At 65.3% G+C, this 17,585-nt stretch carries 9 protein-coding genes; 4 read left to right on the top strand and 5 right to left on the bottom strand.

The features are described 5' to 3' along the window. The first annotated feature begins 7 nt into the window (after window positions 1-7). Window positions 8-1,834, top strand: a complete 1,827-nt coding sequence (locus tag HGK27_RS20840; protein ID WP_206244746.1) for a DUF885 domain-containing protein — start codon at window positions 8-10, stop codon at window positions 1,832-1,834. Window positions 1,835-1,984: 150 nt separating this feature from the next. On the opposite strand, the gene HGK27_RS20845 is transcribed toward HGK27_RS20840, so the two are convergent. The 5 genes from HGK27_RS20845 to HGK27_RS20865 form a co-directional block, all read right to left on the bottom strand. Then, complete coding sequence (locus HGK27_RS20845; protein ID WP_241127691.1) at window positions 1,985-4,969, bottom strand: TonB-dependent receptor; 2,985 nt, start codon at window positions 4,967-4,969, stop codon at window positions 1,985-1,987. A gap of 556 nt (window positions 4,970-5,525) precedes the next feature. Continuing rightward, a complete protein-coding gene (locus tag HGK27_RS20850) occupies window positions 5,526-6,542 on the bottom strand; it encodes a hypothetical protein (protein ID WP_206244747.1) in 1,017 nt (338 codons plus the stop codon). Continuing rightward, window positions 6,532-9,534 carry an outer membrane beta-barrel protein gene (locus tag HGK27_RS20855; protein WP_206244748.1) on the bottom strand — a complete coding sequence of 1,001 codons (3,003 nt, stop codon included), beginning with the start codon at window positions 9,532-9,534 and terminating at the stop codon, window positions 6,532-6,534. The genes HGK27_RS20850 and HGK27_RS20855 overlap by 11 nt, the downstream gene beginning before the upstream one ends. Window positions 9,535-9,544: 10 nt before the next feature. Then, window positions 9,545-10,498 (bottom strand): FecR family protein, encoded by a 954-nt coding sequence (locus HGK27_RS20860; protein WP_206244749.1) that lies wholly within the window; start codon window positions 10,496-10,498, stop codon window positions 9,545-9,547. An 11-nt stretch (window positions 10,499-10,509) separates the two neighbouring features. Further along, window positions 10,510-11,043 carry an RNA polymerase sigma factor gene (locus HGK27_RS20865; RefSeq protein WP_206244750.1) on the bottom strand — a complete coding sequence of 178 codons (534 nt, stop codon included), beginning with the start codon at window positions 11,041-11,043 and terminating at the stop codon, window positions 10,510-10,512. 219 nt (window positions 11,044-11,262) lie between these two features. Here HGK27_RS20865 and HGK27_RS20870 point away from each other — a divergent pair, with 219 nt between their 5' ends. The 3 genes from HGK27_RS20870 (at window position 11,263) to HGK27_RS20880 (ending at window position 17,522) form a co-directional block, all read left to right on the top strand. Next, window positions 11,263-14,049 (top strand): TonB-dependent receptor, encoded by a 2,787-nt coding sequence (locus HGK27_RS20870; protein WP_206244751.1) that lies wholly within the window; start codon window positions 11,263-11,265, stop codon window positions 14,047-14,049. 70 nt (window positions 14,050-14,119) lie between these two features. Then, a complete protein-coding gene (locus HGK27_RS20875; RefSeq protein ID WP_206244752.1) occupies window positions 14,120-15,382 on the top strand; it encodes a histidine-type phosphatase in 1,263 nt (420 codons plus the stop codon). 28 nt (window positions 15,383-15,410) lie between these two features. Next, window positions 15,411-17,522 carry a phosphocholine-specific phospholipase C gene (locus HGK27_RS20880; RefSeq protein WP_206244753.1) on the top strand — a complete coding sequence of 704 codons (2,112 nt, stop codon included), beginning with the start codon at window positions 15,411-15,413 and terminating at the stop codon, window positions 17,520-17,522. Window positions 17,523-17,585 lie beyond the last annotated feature (63 nt).

Genomic DNA, 17,585 nt, shown 5'->3' on the forward strand with positions numbered 1-17,585 from the left:
ATGCACAATGAACCGTCGAGACATGATGCAATCGGGCGCCGCCGCTTCGGCGCTGGCCATGCTGACCCGCCTGGGCACCGCCCGCGCCCAGACCGTCACCACCAGCGCGGAAGACCAGCGGCTGGCTGCCCTCTTCGATGCCATGATGAAGCAGGCGCTCGACCGCTCGCCCGAGACGGTCACCACGCTGGGGCTGGACAAGGGCCCAAGGCTGGCGGCCAAGAGCAAGTTGGATGACCGCTCGCTGGCCGCCTGGCAAAGCGACAAGAAGCAGACCGCCGCATGGCTGGCCGCGCTGCACCGCATCGATGTGGCCAAGCTGACCGGGCTCAACCGCTGGAACCACGCCAGCGTGCTGTTCTCCACGCAGGTACAGGACGATATCTATCGCAATTTCGCCACCGTCGGCACGCCCTATGCCGTCACCCAGCTGACCGGCTGCTACCAGCAGGTGCCCGACTTCCTCGACAGCCAGCACACCATCGAGACTGCCGAGGACGCCAAGGCCTATCTGGCGCGACTGGATGGTTTTGCCACCGCGCTCGATCAGGAAAGCGAGCAGGTGCGCCATGACGTGGCGCTGGGGGTGATCCCGCCCGATTTCATTCTGGTCAAGGCGCTGATCCAGCTCAAGGTGCTGCATGATGCTCCGGCCGATCAGGCCAATCTGGTGCAGTCGCTGGTGCGGCGCACGGCGGCCAAGGGCATCGCCGGGGATTGGCAGGCCCGCGCCGGAACCATTTACACCAGCCGCGTGCAGCCCGCGCTGGGCCGCCAGATCGCTCTGCTGGAAAGCCTGCAACCCAAGGCCGTCCATACGGCAGGCGTGGCGCGTCTGCCCAAGGGTGCGGAAATCTACCGCACCATGCTGCTCTCCTACACCACCAGCACCATGGGCCCCGAAGAAATCCACCGCACCGGGCTGGAGCTGATCGAGAAGCAGAGCGCCCAGATCGACGCCATCCTGTCGGCTCAGGGCCTGTCGCAGGGCAGCGTCGGCCAGCGGCTGCGCAAGCTCTATGACGATCCGCAGTACCGCTATCCCAACACCGATCCGGGCAAGGAAGCGCTGATCGCCGACCTCAACAAGCTGGTCGTCAAGATGCAGGCCCGCCTGCCCGAATGGTTCGGCACCCTGCCCAAGACGCCGCTGACCATCCGCCGCGTGCCCAAGGCCACCGAGGCCGGCGCCCCGGGCGGCTATTACCAGAGCGGCTCGCTCGATGGCACGCGCCCCGGCGCCTATTACATCAACCTGCGCGATACCTCCGAAGTGCCGCGCTGGACCCTGCCCACGCTGACCTATCACGAGGGCATCCCCGGCCACCATCTGCAAGGCACGCTGGCGCTGGAAGCGGGCCTGCCCGACATCCGCAAGGTGCAGTTCTTCTCCGGCTATGGCGAAGGCTGGGCGCTTTATGCCGAGGAGCTGGCTGTCGAGATGGGCGCCTATGCCGACGACCCGCTGGGCCATGTCGGCCAGCTGCATGATGCCATGTTCCGCGCGGTGCGTCTGGTGGTGGACAGCGGCATGCACGCCATGGGTTGGAGCCGCGAGAAGGCCATCGCTTTCTTCACCGACACCATCGGCGATCCGGAGACCATGGCCACCACCGAGGTCGAGCGTTACTGCATCTGGCCGGGTCAGGCCTGCAGCTATATGCTGGGCAAGCTGGACTGGCTGCGCCTGCGCGAGAAGGCGAAGACCGCGCTTGGCGCCCGCTTTGACATCCGCAAGTTCCATGATGCGGGTCTGTTGCCCGGCGCCATGCCGCTGACCGTGCTGGATCAATGCATCGATGCCTATATCGCAGAGGAAAGCGGCAAGCGCTGAACGCGCGCTCCGCGCAGGTTGAGGCCTGTGCGGAGCCGATCTGTCCTGTTTGAATGGAAAAGCCGGGCCCAAAGCCCGGCTTTTCTTTTTGGCATCGAGGCTTGAGTATAACCCTCCCCGAGACAGACGCCCGGGGAGGAGAAAGGCCGGTCAGAAGGCCAGCGTCGCCCCAAGGAACAGCGTGCGACCCAGCGGGTCATAAACACCCGGATAGGTGTTGCCATTGCCGAAGGCGCTCAGGATGCCTGCCGCGATGGCGGGAGGATCGCGGTCGAACAGATTGTTCACCCCGGCCCGCAGATTGACCGCCTTGGCGATCTTCAGCGTGGCCGATAGATCGAAATAGTCATAGGCCGGGATCTTCGCATTGATGATGCTGGTGCCATTGGCGCTCAGCGCTTCGTTCGAGGACAGGCTCGACAGGGTGGTGCCCGCATAATGGCGCCATGACAGCGACACCGAACCGCTATCACGCGGCGCCGTCCAGGTGAAGCGCGCCACATGGCGCCAGCTCGGGTTGGGCTGGCCGCAGGAATAGCCGTAATAGCCCTTGCAGTCATAGCTGCCCAGACCCGGCAAAGGCTGCGCTTCCTGGCTGAGCAGCAAGGTGCCCATGCCATTGACGTTCAGCTTGCCGAAGCGTCCCAGAGCGCGCGTGTAATCGGCGTTGAAGTCGATGCCGTCGGTCTTGAGATAGCCCGTGTTAAGCGTGGTGGCGATCAGATAGCCGCCCGCCGCATTGCTGCCGAAGATCGCCCCCGACCGCGGATCGCGATGGAACAGGCCGCAATAGAAGGGGTCGCCGGTGCTGATGCATTGCGAGGCGATCAGCGAAGGATCGAAGGAGGAAATATAGTCCTTCACCTTGATGTGGTAATAATCGATGGAGAAGGAGAAATTGCGGATCTGGCGCGGGGTCAGCACCATGCCCAGAGTCACCGTATCGGCGGTTTCGGGCTTGAGCGCGGGATTGCCGCCGCCCAAGGATGAACAGGTGTCCGAAGGGCACTGGATGATCGTGCCATACTGGGCCTGCGTCACACCGGTACGGGCGCATTGGGCCGCCGTGGCAGCCGGTGATGAGCCCGCGCAAGGATCGTCCAGCGCCACATTGCCCACCTGACGCGCGGCGAACAATTCGCCGATGTTGGGCGCGCGAATGGCCCGGTTGTAGCTGGCGCGCAGGCGCAGATCATTCACCGGCGCCCAGGCCAGCTCGCCCTTGTAGGTCCAGGCCTGATAGGCCGTCTGAGTCCCCGTGGAGGGCTGGTTGTTGGCATAGGAGGAATAGCGCAGGCCGCCATTGATGGTCAGCGTCTTGGCGAAGGGCTTGTCCTGCAGGATCGGCACCTCGATCTCGCCAAAGCCTTCCCAGACGGCGATCTGGCCATCGGAATTGCTGGTGCCGTTCTGGATGGCCACCTCATCGCCCTGAAACAGCAGCGTTTCCTTGCGATGCTCCATGCCCAGCACCAGCGCCACGCCATGGTTGGCCCAGGGGCTGGTGATGCCGAAGGTGCCCAGATCGCCGTTGATGGCGGCATTGACCACGCTCAGGCTGTTGCGGCTCCAGGTGTTGCTGGGACTGAAGAGATATTGCGCCTGCTGCGAGGTGATGCCGTCAGCCTTGAAGATGTCGATCGGCACGCAGGCCGGATCGGTGCCGTCCACCACCGACTGGCAGGTAACCGTACCATTCACATTGACTGCATCGAGGGCACGCTGGGCCTTCACATTGTCGACGTTGTTGAGATAGGTTTCGTGATAGCGCACCAGCGAATACATGTAATTGACGTCATAGCTGAAGCCATGACCAATATCGCCGCGAAAACCGATGTTGTAGCGATAGTCCTGATGGTTGAGATCATCGCGCCGCGAGAAATCATTGTTGAGGCGATAACCGATCAGCGTATCCTTGCTGGCCGACGTGCCTGCATCCGAACCGCACAGCATCTGCGCCTGCGAAGCGCTCATCAAGGGATTGTTGCAGGGAATCGAGAAGGTCGATCCCAGGAACAGTGCCGACGGCGCCACCTGAGAGAAGGTGTGATCCTTCATGAACATGAAGCTGCCATAGGCGGTCAAGGCATCGGACGCCTTGAATTCAAGGAAGGTGCCGGCGGTGTAGCGCGTATCCTGCCGCTGGATATAGCTGGTGGGCGCGTAATTATAGGAATAGGAGCTGTTGTAAGGCACCCATGTCTTCGAACCATCCCTGGCATTGGTCAGATAGCCCACATTGGCGCTGGGGCCTTCAAGCGGCGCGAAGGTGCCATAGGTGGTGTTCGACGAACCGTCGCATGACAGGCCCGTGCCCGCGCTGTCGAGCTGACTGAGCGCGCAGGCCGAATAATCGCGCGTGGATTGCAGCACCGGCGCGGTATGCCGATAGCCGCCATAGATCGTGATATGACCGCGCCCATCGGCAAAGCTGCGGCCATAGGCACCGTTCACATCCTCCTTGCCGCCATCGGCAACCGAGAGGGGCGCGGTGGCAAAACCGCGCTGTTCCTGCAGGCCGCGCAGATAGGTGTTGCCATTGTTGTGCTGGGCAAAGCCGCCCTGCGCGTCGAAGCGGAAGCCCTCAAGCTTGTCACGCAGAATGAAATTGACCACGCCCGAGATGGCATCCGAACCATAGACCGCCGAAGCGCCGCCGGTCACCACATCGATCCGCTCGATCAGCGAGGACGGCACGAAATTGATGTCCATGGCCTGCGTGGGCAGCATGCGCTGGCCGTTCATCAGCACCAGCACACGGCCCGACCCGAGATTGCGAAGATTGACGTTGGAGGTGCCATCCGAGCCGTTCGAGACGTTCTCATTGGCGTCGGCAGTGAATTGCGGCATCCGGTTCAGCACCGCTTCGGCGTTGGTGGCGCCCTGATACTGGATTTCCTGCGCGCTTACGGTGCTCAGCGGGCTGTTGCTGGTGAGATCATGGCGCTTGATGCGCGTGCCGGTCACGACGATCTCGCCGCCGTCCTCATGCGAGGCCGATACCGCCCCGCCGGATGATGGAGCGACGAGCGGAGCGTCGTTGCCCTCAGCGGCATGAGCGTTGGCTGAGAACAGGCCGATGGCCAGAGCGCCGATCGCCGCCCTCCCCAGCAGGTTGCACATGGTGGATGTCATACTTGCCCCTCATTTGTTGTCCTGAGCGCAGTTCAGCACGAATGAGGCAGAAGGTCAAATATCGTATACTGTATTTTTATGGCATCATGGACATCAAAGCGCCGACTGGTTGAGAAGGCTTCCGGCATCTGGGGAGCAGGGGGCCGACTTCGCGCAGCCCCGACAACATTCATATTCAGCTTGATAAAGTGCGTTATGATATAAAATCCAACCCATCATCCACGCCTTGGAAGGCATGATGGGTGCCCGCATTCATCAGTATAATTTTATCCAGCAATCAATCGAAGAAGCCCACCTTCAGCTGGATGACTCATAGCATATGAATAATAGTATATGGATCTGAAAGGCCGAGACCATCGATGGCAAACATCATCTCGGTGAAGCCACCGCCAGCACAACCGTCCATGGTAGCGAGCAAGGATCGCGCAGTGTCACCTGACCGGCATTGCGGCCAGCACCCTCGGGCATAAACCAAACGCATGAGCAAGTGCGCGCTCAACCCCGAAGCACTTGCTCACCCCCAACCGGGCCAGCCCGCATCGTCAGAAAAGCGACTTCACATCCTCGGCCTGCCACACCGCATCGCTTTCAGCCCTCCAGCCGCGGAAGCGGGAAAAGCTGTGCCCCAACAGGCCAGAACCGCATTCCTGATCCACACCCCGGACCTTTGAGACCGCCTTGCGCGGCGCAACCTTCGCTCGGCGCGCAGCAGCGCTGCATCGTCCTGTACCCACCCCTGATCCGCCGCAAAATTGATCCGGCAAGCAGGCGTCAAAGCGGGCACCGGCACCGCTGTGGCGGGCCTTCCGGCAATGATCGCGGCAGCCTGCAACCAGCCCCTCACCGGCTGACCGTCAGCGCCCGGCAAGGCATGGGCACAGGCCTGATCGGCAATCTGCCTTGCGGGCAGACCCGCACGCATCGCTTCAGCCAGCCCAAGGATATGATGTGCGCCCGTGCCCGCCACCGTCAGCTCGGGGCGGGTCATGCCATCGGCCTGCCAAGGGAGGACCAGCGCCTTGGCCCAGTCATGCCACAGGATCGCGGCACGCCAGCCGTCGCTGTCCGCTCGCGGATAGGCCCGAGCCAGCCGGGCACCGCGCGCCAGATTGCCTGCAATATGCTCCGCCAGCCCGCCCGGCCAGCTGTGATGCGAATGGCTGTTCCCGCCCGCCGCCGTCAGCACCGGCCAGAGCAGATGCGGACAGGCCCCGCCCTCGCCAGCCACGCCGGGGAACAGGCCGCCACGCGCCGCCTCCATCGACACAGTCTGAGGCAAAAAGCCCGAAGCCTTGAGCCGGGTGACGATGGCGTCCTCCTCCTGCGCGCCCAGCCCGATGCGATGATGGATGCAGGCACCCGGCTCAAGCAGTGCCTCGCGGGTTTCGCGGACCAGAACGGGATCGGCAAGCGCCGCGGTATTGCGCTCCACCGCCTGACGCGCATGGCGATAAAGGGGCGAGCCTTCGGCCATCCGCGCCATATCCCGATTGACGGAGACAGGCTGAGCCAACGCCGTGCTGCCACCACACCCCAGAGCAAGGCCCAAAATCCATGCCAGCCTAGAACGCATAATCGGCCCTCACCCCAACTTGCCGCCCGCCGCTGATGGTCTGAGGCACGGCATAGCTGGCCAGCCCCATGGTGCTGCGCCATGCGAAATCAGCCAGCAGATTGCGGACAAACAACCGGATCTCACCGCGCTCACCCAGCTTGTGGCCGATATCGAGGTCGATCTGCCGCGAGGGCCTCACCCAGATGTCGAAAGCGCTGCCATCCAGCCGCGAATGATCCGACAGCGATGTGCCGAACAGTCCATATTGCTGCAGAAAAGCCCCGGTCCAGCGCCCCGCGATCCGCGCCGACCACGCCCCCCGCGCCCAGCCCAGCTCCACCGAGACATTGTAGGGCGGCGCATCCTGCAGATGCTCGACAGGATCGAGCAGCGGATTGTTCAAACGCACCCTGCCATCCAGCGCCGTGGCGGTTGTACCAAGCGTCCAGCCTTGCAGGGCGTGCCCCAGCAGCCCAAGCGGCAGGCTGGCCGAGACTTCCGCCCCCAGCACCCGCGCCGTGCCGCCATTGACGGGCTGGCTGATCAGCAGGCCATTCTCGCTGACCATAGCGGCATTGGCGTAATCGGCCCCGGCATCATAGATGTAATGCGTCAGCCATTTGGCGAAGAGCGCGCCATGCAGCCGCGCGCCGCCTGCGCTGTGCCATGCGCCGGACAGGTCGAGATTGGTGGCATGCATCGCCTTGAGATCGGGATTGCCCTGAGTCAGCAGCAGCGAGCCATCGGCCTGCGTCGTCAGGCTGGCCGCGCCCGAAAGCTGACTGACAGCGGGGCGGGTGGTGCTGGTCCACAGGCCCGCGCGCGCCTGCCAAGGGCCATCGCGCCAGTCGAGATACAGGCTGGGCAGCAGCGCCAGAAAACGCGCATGGCCGTGGTTCCAGCCATAGGCGATGCCACCTGCGGGCACGCCCTGATTGCCCGCCAGCCAATAGGTGGTGTCCATCGCGCTGCTTTCCAGCCGCAGGCCGGGTTGCAGGGTGAAGGCGCCTCGCCCCAGCACGGCGCGCAGAAAACCGGCGGCTCTGGCTTCGCGCCCGTCCAGCGTCTGGGCATTGGCCTCATCGAGCGTCAGCGCATCGGGCGTGGCCTTGGCGATCAAAGCGGCCAGCCGGTTGCCCGACACCAGCGGCAGCCCGACATCATAGACCCCCGGCAGGATCGCCGCGATGCTGCCATCGACCAGGCCGCTCTGCGCCAGCGTGGTGCCGCTGGGGAAAAGGTTGGAATAGGTGACGTCGATCTGCCGCCAGCTGCGTTTCGCCAGATCCAGCCGCAGGCCCGTTTCCAGCAAGGCCAGTGCGCCATGTTCCGGCTTCCAGCCCAGCCTGCTGTCAAGGCTCCAGTGGCGGTCGCGGCCTTCCTCGTCCCGGCGCTCGGCCTGAAGGTGGATGGGGTAGGACAGGGCATTGCCGATCAACGCCCTGTCAGCAGCACTCAGTGCGGGTTGCGGATAACCGCCGCCGTCCGTGAAGGCGGTGCCCTGCGAAAGAAGCGTCGCGCTTTCGCCCCAGAAGGAGGTTTCGATATGATCGGGCCTCGCGGTGACGCCCCGTGTGAAGGCCAGTCGCGCCTGCCATGCGAGCGGCGCCTTAAGGCCTTCCGGACTGCCGATGCGGGCCTGCACCATGGTCAGACGGCTGTTTTCGGGGTTGGTTTCATACCAGTAATGTGCCCGCGCGGTGCTGCTGGCAATCTGGCTGATGCCACCGCCCAGACTGGTCAGCGTTTCATCCTCGGCGGAGTTACCGCCTTGAAGACCCAGCTGATAGATATCCTGACGCGTGCGGCTGACGGCATGCAGCACGCGCAACCCCGCCTGCAGCTTGTCGCCATGCCATTCCAGCGCGCCATGCCCGGCCAGACTGAAGGTGCTGCCCCGCGTGAACTCCAGATTGAGGCCGGTCAGCAAAAGATTGCTGGCAGGGTCGATCCCGGCGGGCGTGGTTCCGGCGGCGTTGACCTGCTTCAGCTCGACCGTGCCCTGCTGATAGGTCTGCTCGCTGGTGGCGAAGACCCGGCGCGAGGCCGTGACGCCCAGCGCCAGCCCCCATTGCTGCGCCTCACCGAAACGATGCGTATAGCGCAGCCCCGCCTGCCAGCTGGCGGCGGGCTGGCGATAGGCCATGGCCTGCCCGTCGAGATCGCCGCCCAGCGTGATCCGCAGGCCCGGATGGCGGTCGGCAAAGGCGGAGGGCGTGGCCAGATCGACCAGCGCCGAGGTCGCATCCCCCGCCTCCTGAGCGCCCGGCGTCAGGGTGATGCGCGCCTTGTCGAAGACCAGCGTGGAGAGCATGCCTAGTTCCGCGTCGCGCCCGAAAGGCAGGCTCTGCGGCAGATCCACCCCATCGACGCGCACGGCAGCAAAGGCACCACTCAGGCCGCGAATGGCGAGAAACTGGCCCTCGGCGCGCCCCGCCCGGTCAATGCCGCCCAGATCGCCCTGAAGATTGGTGGCCAGCACCAGCACCCCGGGCGAGCGCGCGAAAGCTTCGGCCAGATTGCGGTCAGTAGCACGCTCGGCGGGGGAAAGGATGGCAAGATCGGGCGCGGTGTTGTGAAAGGCCTCGGCGCCGAAGCTGGTTGCGGTGTCCCGCGCGCTGACCACGATCACCACGGGCGGCGGGGCCAGACGGGCGGCCTGTGGGCGCGGCGAAGCCGCATGCGGAGCAGCAGGCTTTGCCGCCATGCGGCCCGGCGCGATCACCACGCCATGCGCCTGATGCAGCACCCGCACCGGCATCCCCGCCAGCATCTGCCTGAGCGCCTGAGCCAGCCCCTTGGCCCGCACCGGGCGCGAGGTCAACCCGGCCATGCTGCCCGGCAGAAACAGGATGTTGCTGCCGCTCTGGCGGGTGAGTTCCATCAGCGCCGCCTCAAGCGGGCGGGGCGGGATCACGATCTCCGCCACGGGCACAGGAGACGCGATGGCGCTGCTCGCCTGCGCAGCCAGCACCACTCCCATCCACCATAACCCAGCCCGCGCGCTCATCCCCGGTCGCCTAGCGCCGTTCGATGACATATCCCTGACGTTCATGCGCCACGCGCACCGGCATGATTGCCGTCAGCCCGTCCAGAAAGGAGGCGATGTCGGCAATGTCATAGGCGCCGCTCACCGTCTGCCGGGCCAGCGAGGGATCGGCCAGACGGACCCTGGGCGCGCCCTGCTCAGCAAAGCGGTCCAGTGCCTCGCCCAGCGGCAGATGATCGAAGACCAGCCGCCCCTGCCGCCAGTCCAGCAGCCCTTGCGCATCCACCGGGGCGATATGCATGCCCTGCGCATCGCGGCGCGCCTGCTCGCCGGGGCGGGGGCTGAGCAGCGGGGTGTCGCTGGCCGTATCGCGCAGCTCGACCGCGCCATGAGCCAGCACCACGCTGACCTCGCCCGCATGGCGGTTGCGCACACCAAACAGCGTGCCGCGATCCACCACGGTCAGATCGCCCGCTGTCACGCGGAACGGGCGCCATTGATGGACGACATCGAACACCGCCTCGCCCTGCGCCAGCCGGACCTCGCGCCCCAGCGGGGTGATCGCCACCTGCGCTCTGGTCTGCGGCGCCAGCCACAGCCGCGAGCCATCGGGCAGCATGGCAAGGTGCTGCTGCCCTACGCCGGTCGCCAGATCGAGATCATGGCATCCCGCCCGCCAGCCCAGCGTAGCGGCGATCACCAGACCCAGTGCCATGCCGCCAGCCGCCAGAGGCCGCCAAAGACGCGCTGCTGCGCTGCTGCGCACAGGCCGGGGCACAGCAACCTCGCCCATCGCGGCAGGCGCTGCGGCCCATGCCTGCGACGCCAGATCAGCAGCGGCGGCATGTTCTGGCCTTTCGCGCAGCCAGCTCAGGAATTCGATCTTTTCGCGCGCTGACAGGCCTGAGGTGCGCGCCCTGGCCACCCATCCGGCGGCGGTTTCGGTGATCCGGGCTTCATGCGAAGGGGAAAGATCGCTGCTCATGCTCCCCCCGTTCATGCCGAAGTCTCCAGCAGGCTGCGGCTCAGCCGGGCGAGGCTGCGTTCGACATGGTTGGCCACCTGCCGGGGCTCAATCCCCAACTGGCGCGCCGCCTCCTTGTGGCTGAGCCCCTCGACACGCACCAGCATAAAGGCGGCGCGCGCCACAGGCGGCAGAGTCTCGATCGCGCCGGAGAGCGCCCGCAGCTCATCGCGCGCGATGGCGGTGCGTTCGGGGCAGGCGGCGGCGGGGTCGGTCAGGGTCTGGGCAAGGTCGTCGGTCAGCGTCTGGGCATCCTGCTCGATACGGGTTTTGGCGCGGCGATGCCGGTCTATCCATACACTAGACGCAGCCCGCAGCAGAAATCCGCGCAGATTATGAATTTTTTTAGGCTCTTGCCCCGCCGCCTGTTCCGCCGAGAGCACACGCAGATAGACATCCTGCACATAATCCTCGGCATCGCGGCCCGCATCGATACGGCGCTGGAAATAGCGTTTCAGCGTCGGGCGATGGGCCTCCAGAGTCTCCTCCGGGGGATCGTCAGGCATGATTGACGGCGCCATCTTGCCAAGGCTGTTCATGATGCTGCCCTCTTACGGGCTCTCCAGGGATAGGCGCTGCGGCGGATGGTGGGGCGCGGGTTCTTAAGGAGCTTTCGATGACGGGTTGATGACAAAAAATTTTGTTTTTGCCGCCCCGGAATCTCCGCCTGCCCTGCGTCCTTCGCCTTCGAGCGGCCAATGGTGCGCCGCCAACTGGAGGCTGACATGCATCTCTCTCTTCGTCCGGGCTGGCTGGCCGGGGTGGCCACTCTGGCGTTGACCACCCCTGCCTTCGCGGCGGCGCCGGTGGTGGCTGCTCCGGCTGCCGAACCGGCGGCTGCAAACGCAACCGACAATGACGCCGATCAGGCCAACAGCATCGTCGTGCTGGCCAAGCGCGCCGATGCCGCCTCGCTGGAGTTCCGCTCCTCCGTGCCGGTGGCGGCGCTTTCGCAGGAGGATCTCCAGCACACCGCCGTCCATAACGTGGCCGAGGCGCTGGGGCTGCTGCCCGGCGTCAATGTGATGAACACGGGCTCCTCCTATTTTGGCGGTGTCGATGGCGCCTCGCGCGGGGAAGGCATGTTCGTGGGCATCCGCGGGCTGAATTCCGAGTATAACGTCAATCTGATCAATGGCGTGAATGTGGCGCAGGGCATGCCCTACAGCCGTCAGGTTCAGCTCAGCCTGCTGCCGCCCTCGGGCCTGAACACGATTGTCGTCGAAAAAGCCTCCACCGCCGAGATGAATGGCGATGCCATCGGCGGCACGGTCGATTTCCGCACGCCCAATGCCTTCGATTTCGCCAAGCCTTTCCATATGTCGGTGGCGCTGTCCGGGCGGATGGAAACGCGCGATCAGGATTACGGCAATGCCGGGCTTGGCGGGGGTTTCAATGCCGATATCGCCAAGCGCTTTGGCGATGAGGGCCAGTTCGGCATCTATGTCTCGGGCTATTACGACCTGCGCCATTTCACCAACAGCGAGCTGGGCGGCGTGATGGCCGCGCAGAACGACGGCGGCTGGGCCTATCTGCTGGCCGGCGATTCCAGCGGCAAGACCTCTGCCGCCGGGCTCAATCCGCAGCACAACATCACCCAGACCGGCATCGATCTGGGCTCATCGAGCGGCTACACCACCCGCTGGGGCACCAATGCCAGCTTCGACTGGCACCCGGATGACACCACGCAGGTCTATCTGCGCGGCACCTGGGCCTCAGCCAAGACCGAGCAGGATTCGACGCTCGCCGAATATGTCTCGGACAGCAAATCGTGGAATCAGGTGGCCGGCACCAGCAATTACCTGCTGTCGGTCAACACCATCTCGCCGCGCGTGTGGTATGAAACCAACCCGGAACTCGCCAGCCTTGGCACCGCCGCGCTGGGCCTGCGCAAGCAGCTGGGCAAATGGACCATCTCGCCCCAGCTCTTCTACTCCGAGGGCCATAATGACCGGCCCGACCATATCGAGGCCTCCGAACGCCTGAACCAGCAGGACAATTACAACAACGGCCAGAGCCTGGCGCTGGGCGGCCAGTCGATCACCTACATCAACGGCCTGCCTCAGCCGGTGATGACCAGCGCGATCAGCAATGCCATGAACAATGCCAACACCGTGCAGCTGGCGCGCGGCGCGGGTCAGCTCACCTCCGAATACAGCGGCCAGACCAAATATGGCGGGCGCGTGGATGTGGCGCGCGACATCGACAATTCGGTGCTTCAGCAGATCCGCTTCGGCGGCAATTACGCGATCAGCCACCGCCTGTTCACCGAAGTGGACTGGAGCAACGGCAAATTCGCCAATCTGATGGGCCATGGCGGCGAGACCTGGCAGTCGCTGGGGATCTCCAACAGCTATTACAACCAGGCCTTCCCCGGCGTGTACAACTTCCGCCTGCCCAAGGTGAATCAGGCCGCGCTGTTCAACTATTTCTACCAGTACAAGAACGACAGCAGCCTCGACACCTGCGGCGGCACCACCACTGACAACCTCAACTGCGACACGCTGCGCGGCAGCGAGGCCGTCAGCGCCTTCTACCTCACCGGCACGCTGAAAACCGGCAATCTGGAGGTCATCCCGGGCCTGCGTTACGAGCATACCGCCATCCACAACACCTATTGGCTGATGGGTGACGGCGATACGGTGCAGAGCGGCTGGGGCCACAACAGCACCCATTACAATGAATGGCTGCCCAGCCTTTTCGCCAATTACCGCCCCAATTCCAATGCGGTCTATCGCGCCGATCTGTGGTGGAGCTACACCCGCCCCGCCTTCGTCCAGCTGGGCGGCGGCGCGACGGTCAGCGTGGGCGACACGACCACCACCATCACGCAGGGCAATCCCAATCTGAAGCCCATTCAGGCGATGAATGTCGATGCCTCGGGCGAGTGGAAGTTCGGCCGCGAGACCCAGCTGATGAGCGGCTTCTACTACAAGCACCTGCGCAACTACATGTATGACAATGGCAGCGGCTACATCAACAGCGGCACGCTGGCTGAAAACAACACCATCTATCAGCAGCCCGAGAACGGCGGTTCGGGCGATATCTATGGTCTGGAAGCGCAGCTGCGCACCCGCTTCACCGGCCTGCCGGACTGGATGGGCAAGCTGGGCGTCAACATCAACGGCACGCGCCAGTGGACCAGCGTGGACATCGGCGGCGGCGTGATGAAGCAGGTGCAGAATGCTCCGGCCTGGCTCGCCAATGCCCAGCTGTTCTGGGAGAAGGGCCCGGCGGAGGTCGACATCAGCTTCAAATATCGCGGCGAATATGTCTCGCAATATGCGGCGCTGGGCATCGGCACCTGGGACGATCTGTGGGTGAGGCCTCTGAAAACCGTTGATGCGCATGTCGGCTATCAGCTGCAGCGCAATGTGCGTGCCGATTTCTCGGTGGCGAACATCTTCGGGGCCTACAGCTACTGGTCGCATGTCGGCCATGACACGACGGCGATTTCCGATGTGGTCGATTCCGGGCGCACCCTGCTGCTCACGCTGAAGTGGAGCATTTAAGCTGTCACCGTTCGGGGCCATGGCACGGCGCCATGGCCCCTCTTGCCCTGATACCCCCCGGAGTTTTGTGATGATCGCCCAGCCTTTTGCGCGCCGCCTGCGCCTTTTCGGCCTGACACTGGCCATCGGTTTGCAGGCTGCCCTGCCCGCACAGGCGAAGGCCCCCTCCAAGCCTGCCGGAGAACGGATCGAAAGGCTGGTCCTGCTTTACCGCCATGGCGTGCGCGCGCCTCTGCCCGGTGAGGCGGGGCTTGCCGATCTGGCCCCCGCGCCAATGGCGGACTGGTCCACCGCGCCAACCCTGCTCACCCTGCATGGCGCTGAAGCCTTGACCCTGCTGGCGCGCTGGCAGGCCGGACAATGGCGCCATCTTGGCCTGCTGCCCGCCCATGGCTGCCCCAGCCCGCGCGATCTCACGCTCCACGCCAATGCCACAGAGCGCACCATCGCCAGCGCCCATGCTCTGGCCGAGGGGCTGGCCCCCGGTTGCGATCTGCCCGTGGAGCACAAGCCGCTGGGCCAGCACGACGCGCTGTTCGAACCCATGGAAGCGGGCACCGCCACCGTCGATGGCCAGCAGGCCGCTCAGGATGTGAACCGCTACACCGGCGGCGCCCCGGCCATGGCCGCCCGCCAGGCCCCGGCGCTTTCGGTCATGGAACGCATTCTGGGCTGCGACAAGACGCCCAAGCCCTGCCATCTCTCGACCATGCCCGGTGCCATCTCTGCCAGCGCCGATGGCCATGGCCTCTCGCTGACCGGGCCGATCGACAAGGCATCGGGCACGGCGCAGGTCTTTCTGCTGGAGTATATGGAGGGGATGCCGCTGGCGCATATCGGTTGGGGGCGGGCCACGCCTCAGGCCATTGCGCAGGTCAGCCCGCTGCATGCCGCGCTCTTCGACGTGTTCGACCGCTCGCCCTATATGGCCCGGCGCAGCGGCGGAGAGCTGGCGCGGCAGGCCCTCACCGCCCTTTTCGCGCCAGACCAGCCCCGCCTGACGCTGCTGATCGGCCATGACAACAACATCGCCGCGCTGACCTCGCTGCTGGGCGCCGGTTTTCAGGTGCCCGGTCTGGGCCGCAACGATCCGCCGCCCGGCGGCGCTCTGGAACTGGCGCTGGTGCGCCGCCCTGACGGCACAGCCTTTGTCAAAGCCTTCTATGTGGCGGCGACACCCGATCAGGTCCGCCATCTGACCCATTTTAACCCCCGGCATCGCCCCTATGAGCAGGCGCTGACGCTGGGCCTCTGCGCCCGGACCGCCTGCCCTGCCGCCACCTTCCGCCAGCGCCTGACCGCGCGCCTGTTGCCCACTGTCACAAACCGCTGATACGCCGGGCCAATCAGGAGAATCACCGATGATCGACCGCCGAGCCCTGCTGCGCCAATCCCTGCAAGGGGCTGCCCTCGCCTCGCTGCCCGCCGGGCTTGCGCCCATTCTGGCGCGCGCGGCCAGCATCGCGCCCGATCGCCGCAGCGGCACCATCAACGATGTCGCCCATATCGTGGTGCTGATGCAGGAGAACCGCGGCTTCGACCATTATTTCGGCACCATGCCGGGCGTGCGCGGCTTTGGCGACCGCTTCCCCATCCCCCTCCCCTCCGATGCCGATGGCACGCCCCGCACCGTCTGGGACCAGCGCGACGCTGCCGCCACTCCGCCGCGCCGCATGCGCCCCTTCCCGCTCGCCACGCAGCAGGATTTCGACCTGATGCGCATGCTGGGTACGCCGCACACCTGGTCCAACGCGCAGGCGGCGTGGGACAATGGGCGCATGGCGCATTGGCCCGAAGCCAAGACCCAGCGCTCCATGGCCTATTACCAACAGGCCGACATTCCCTTCCAATGGGCCATGGCCGACGCCTTCACCCTGTGCGACGCCTATCACTGCGCGATGCACACCGGCACCAACACCAACCGCCTGTTCCTCTGGACCGGCTCGAACGATCCGCTGGGCAAGGGCGGCGGCCCCGCGCTGGACAATCCGGACGACGATCTGGCCAAGCCCGATGCCGCCAGCCAGCCGCGCTTTTTCTGGACGACCTATCCCGAAAGGCTGGAGGCGGCGGGCGTCAGCTGGCGGGTCTATCAGGATATGGCCGACAATTTCGGCGACAATCCGCTGGCCAATTTCCTGCAATATCGCGCAGCCTATCGCGGCGATGCGGGATCGCGCAAGGTGCTGGCCGACAAGGGGCTCAGCACCCATGCGCTCGACGCGCTGCGCGCCGATGTGCTGGCCGACCGCCTGCCGCAGATCAGCTGGATCGTGGGCACCACCGAAGGGTCGGAGCATCCCGGCCCCTCCAGCCCGGCGCAGGGCGCGGCCTACACCGCCAAGGTGATCGAGGCACTGACCGCCAATCCCGCCGTCTGGGCGCGCACTGTGCTGTTCATCAACTTCGATGAAAATGACGGCTTTTTCGATCACGTCCCGCCCCCCGCGCCGCCCTCGCCCGATGCCGATCTGCCGGGCGGTTTTGCCGGGGCCAGCACCGTTTCCACTTTGGGCGAATACCACCATCTGCGCGCACCCGGCGCCGATGGCGATGATCTCAATCTGCGCGGCCGCCCCTATGGGCTGGGGCCGCGCGTGCCGATGTATGTGCTCTCACCCTGGTCGCGCGGCGGGCGCGTGCATTCAGAGGTTTCCGACCATACTTCAGTGATCCGCTTTATGGAACGCCGCTTCGGCGTGCAGGAACCCAACATCAGTGCCTGGCGCCGCGCCGTCTGCAGCGATCTGACCAGCGCTTTCGATTTCGCGCATGCCGCGCCGGTGCAGCCCATCCTGACCCCCGCCCTGACCTCGACCATGGCCCAGGCGCCGGACCGCAGCGCCCGCGCCCATGCCATCGCCAAACAGCCCGACGCCCATCCGCCCGAGAACCAGCCCCTGCCCACGCAGCATTCCGGTATCCGCCCGGCCTGCCCGGCGCGCTATCAGCTGGAGGTGACGGGAGGCCTGTCCGATGGCGGCGTGGCGCTGACCTTCTCCGCCGGAGAGGGGCTGGCAAGCGTCTTTCAGGTCTATGACCGGCTGAGGCTGGATCTGGTGCCCCGCCGCTTCACCGTCGAGCCGGGCAAGCAGCTCAGCGATCACTGGCCCCTGCATGGCGCGGAAAAGGCCTATGACCTCTGGGTGCTGGGCCCGGCAGGCTTCCATCGCGCTTTTGCCGGCAGGGCGGGCGGGCAGGAGCCCGAACTGATGTGGTCCATCGCCGATGGCCAGCTCAGCCTTACCGTCAAACCGGGGCATGGCGGCGTCAAGGCCAGCGCTCAGGCCTATCGCGCCCATCATCGTGACTGGTCCCCCGCTGCCGAGGGCGGCACCATGCGCTGGCCGCTGGCTCCCACCCATGGTTGGTACGATATGCAGGTCGAGGGCCCCAACGGCTGGCAGCGGCGCTTCGCAGGCCGGATCGATGGCGCATGGGCCGCGATCAGCGATCCGGCGAGCGCTTCATAACTGCCGATGGAGCGCGGGCGGGCCACGCTCCCGCCCCCTCAGCGCCATGATGGAGATGGCCAG

The organism is Novosphingobium terrae, assembly GCF_017163935.1.
Classification (GTDB): domain Bacteria; phylum Pseudomonadota; class Alphaproteobacteria; order Sphingomonadales; family Sphingomonadaceae; genus Novosphingobium; species Novosphingobium terrae.

Bases quoted from the DNA above. Each gene is read 5' to 3' on its own strand.
- HGK27_RS20840 (WP_206244746.1), top strand. From the start codon at position 8: ATGAACCGTCGAGACATGATGCAATCGGGCGCCGCCGCTTCGGCGCTG.
- HGK27_RS20845 (WP_241127691.1), bottom strand. From the start codon at position 4,969: ATGACATCCACCATGTGCAACCTGCTGGGGAGGGCGGCGATCGGCGCT.
- HGK27_RS20850 (WP_206244747.1), bottom strand. From the start codon at position 6,542: ATGCGTTCTAGGCTGGCATGGATTTTGGGCCTTGCTCTGGGGTGTGGT.
- HGK27_RS20855 (WP_206244748.1), bottom strand. From the start codon at position 9,534: ATGAGCGCGCGGGCTGGGTTATGGTGGATGGGAGTGGTGCTGGCTGCG.
- HGK27_RS20860 (WP_206244749.1), bottom strand. From the start codon at position 10,498: ATGAGCAGCGATCTTTCCCCTTCGCATGAAGCCCGGATCACCGAAACC.
- HGK27_RS20865 (WP_206244750.1), bottom strand. From the start codon at position 11,043: ATGCCTGACGATCCCCCGGAGGAGACTCTGGAGGCCCATCGCCCGACG.
- HGK27_RS20870 (WP_206244751.1), top strand. From the start codon at position 11,263: ATGCATCTCTCTCTTCGTCCGGGCTGGCTGGCCGGGGTGGCCACTCTG.
- HGK27_RS20875 (WP_206244752.1), top strand. From the start codon at position 14,120: ATGATCGCCCAGCCTTTTGCGCGCCGCCTGCGCCTTTTCGGCCTGACA.
- HGK27_RS20880 (WP_206244753.1), top strand. From the start codon at position 15,411: ATGATCGACCGCCGAGCCCTGCTGCGCCAATCCCTGCAAGGGGCTGCC.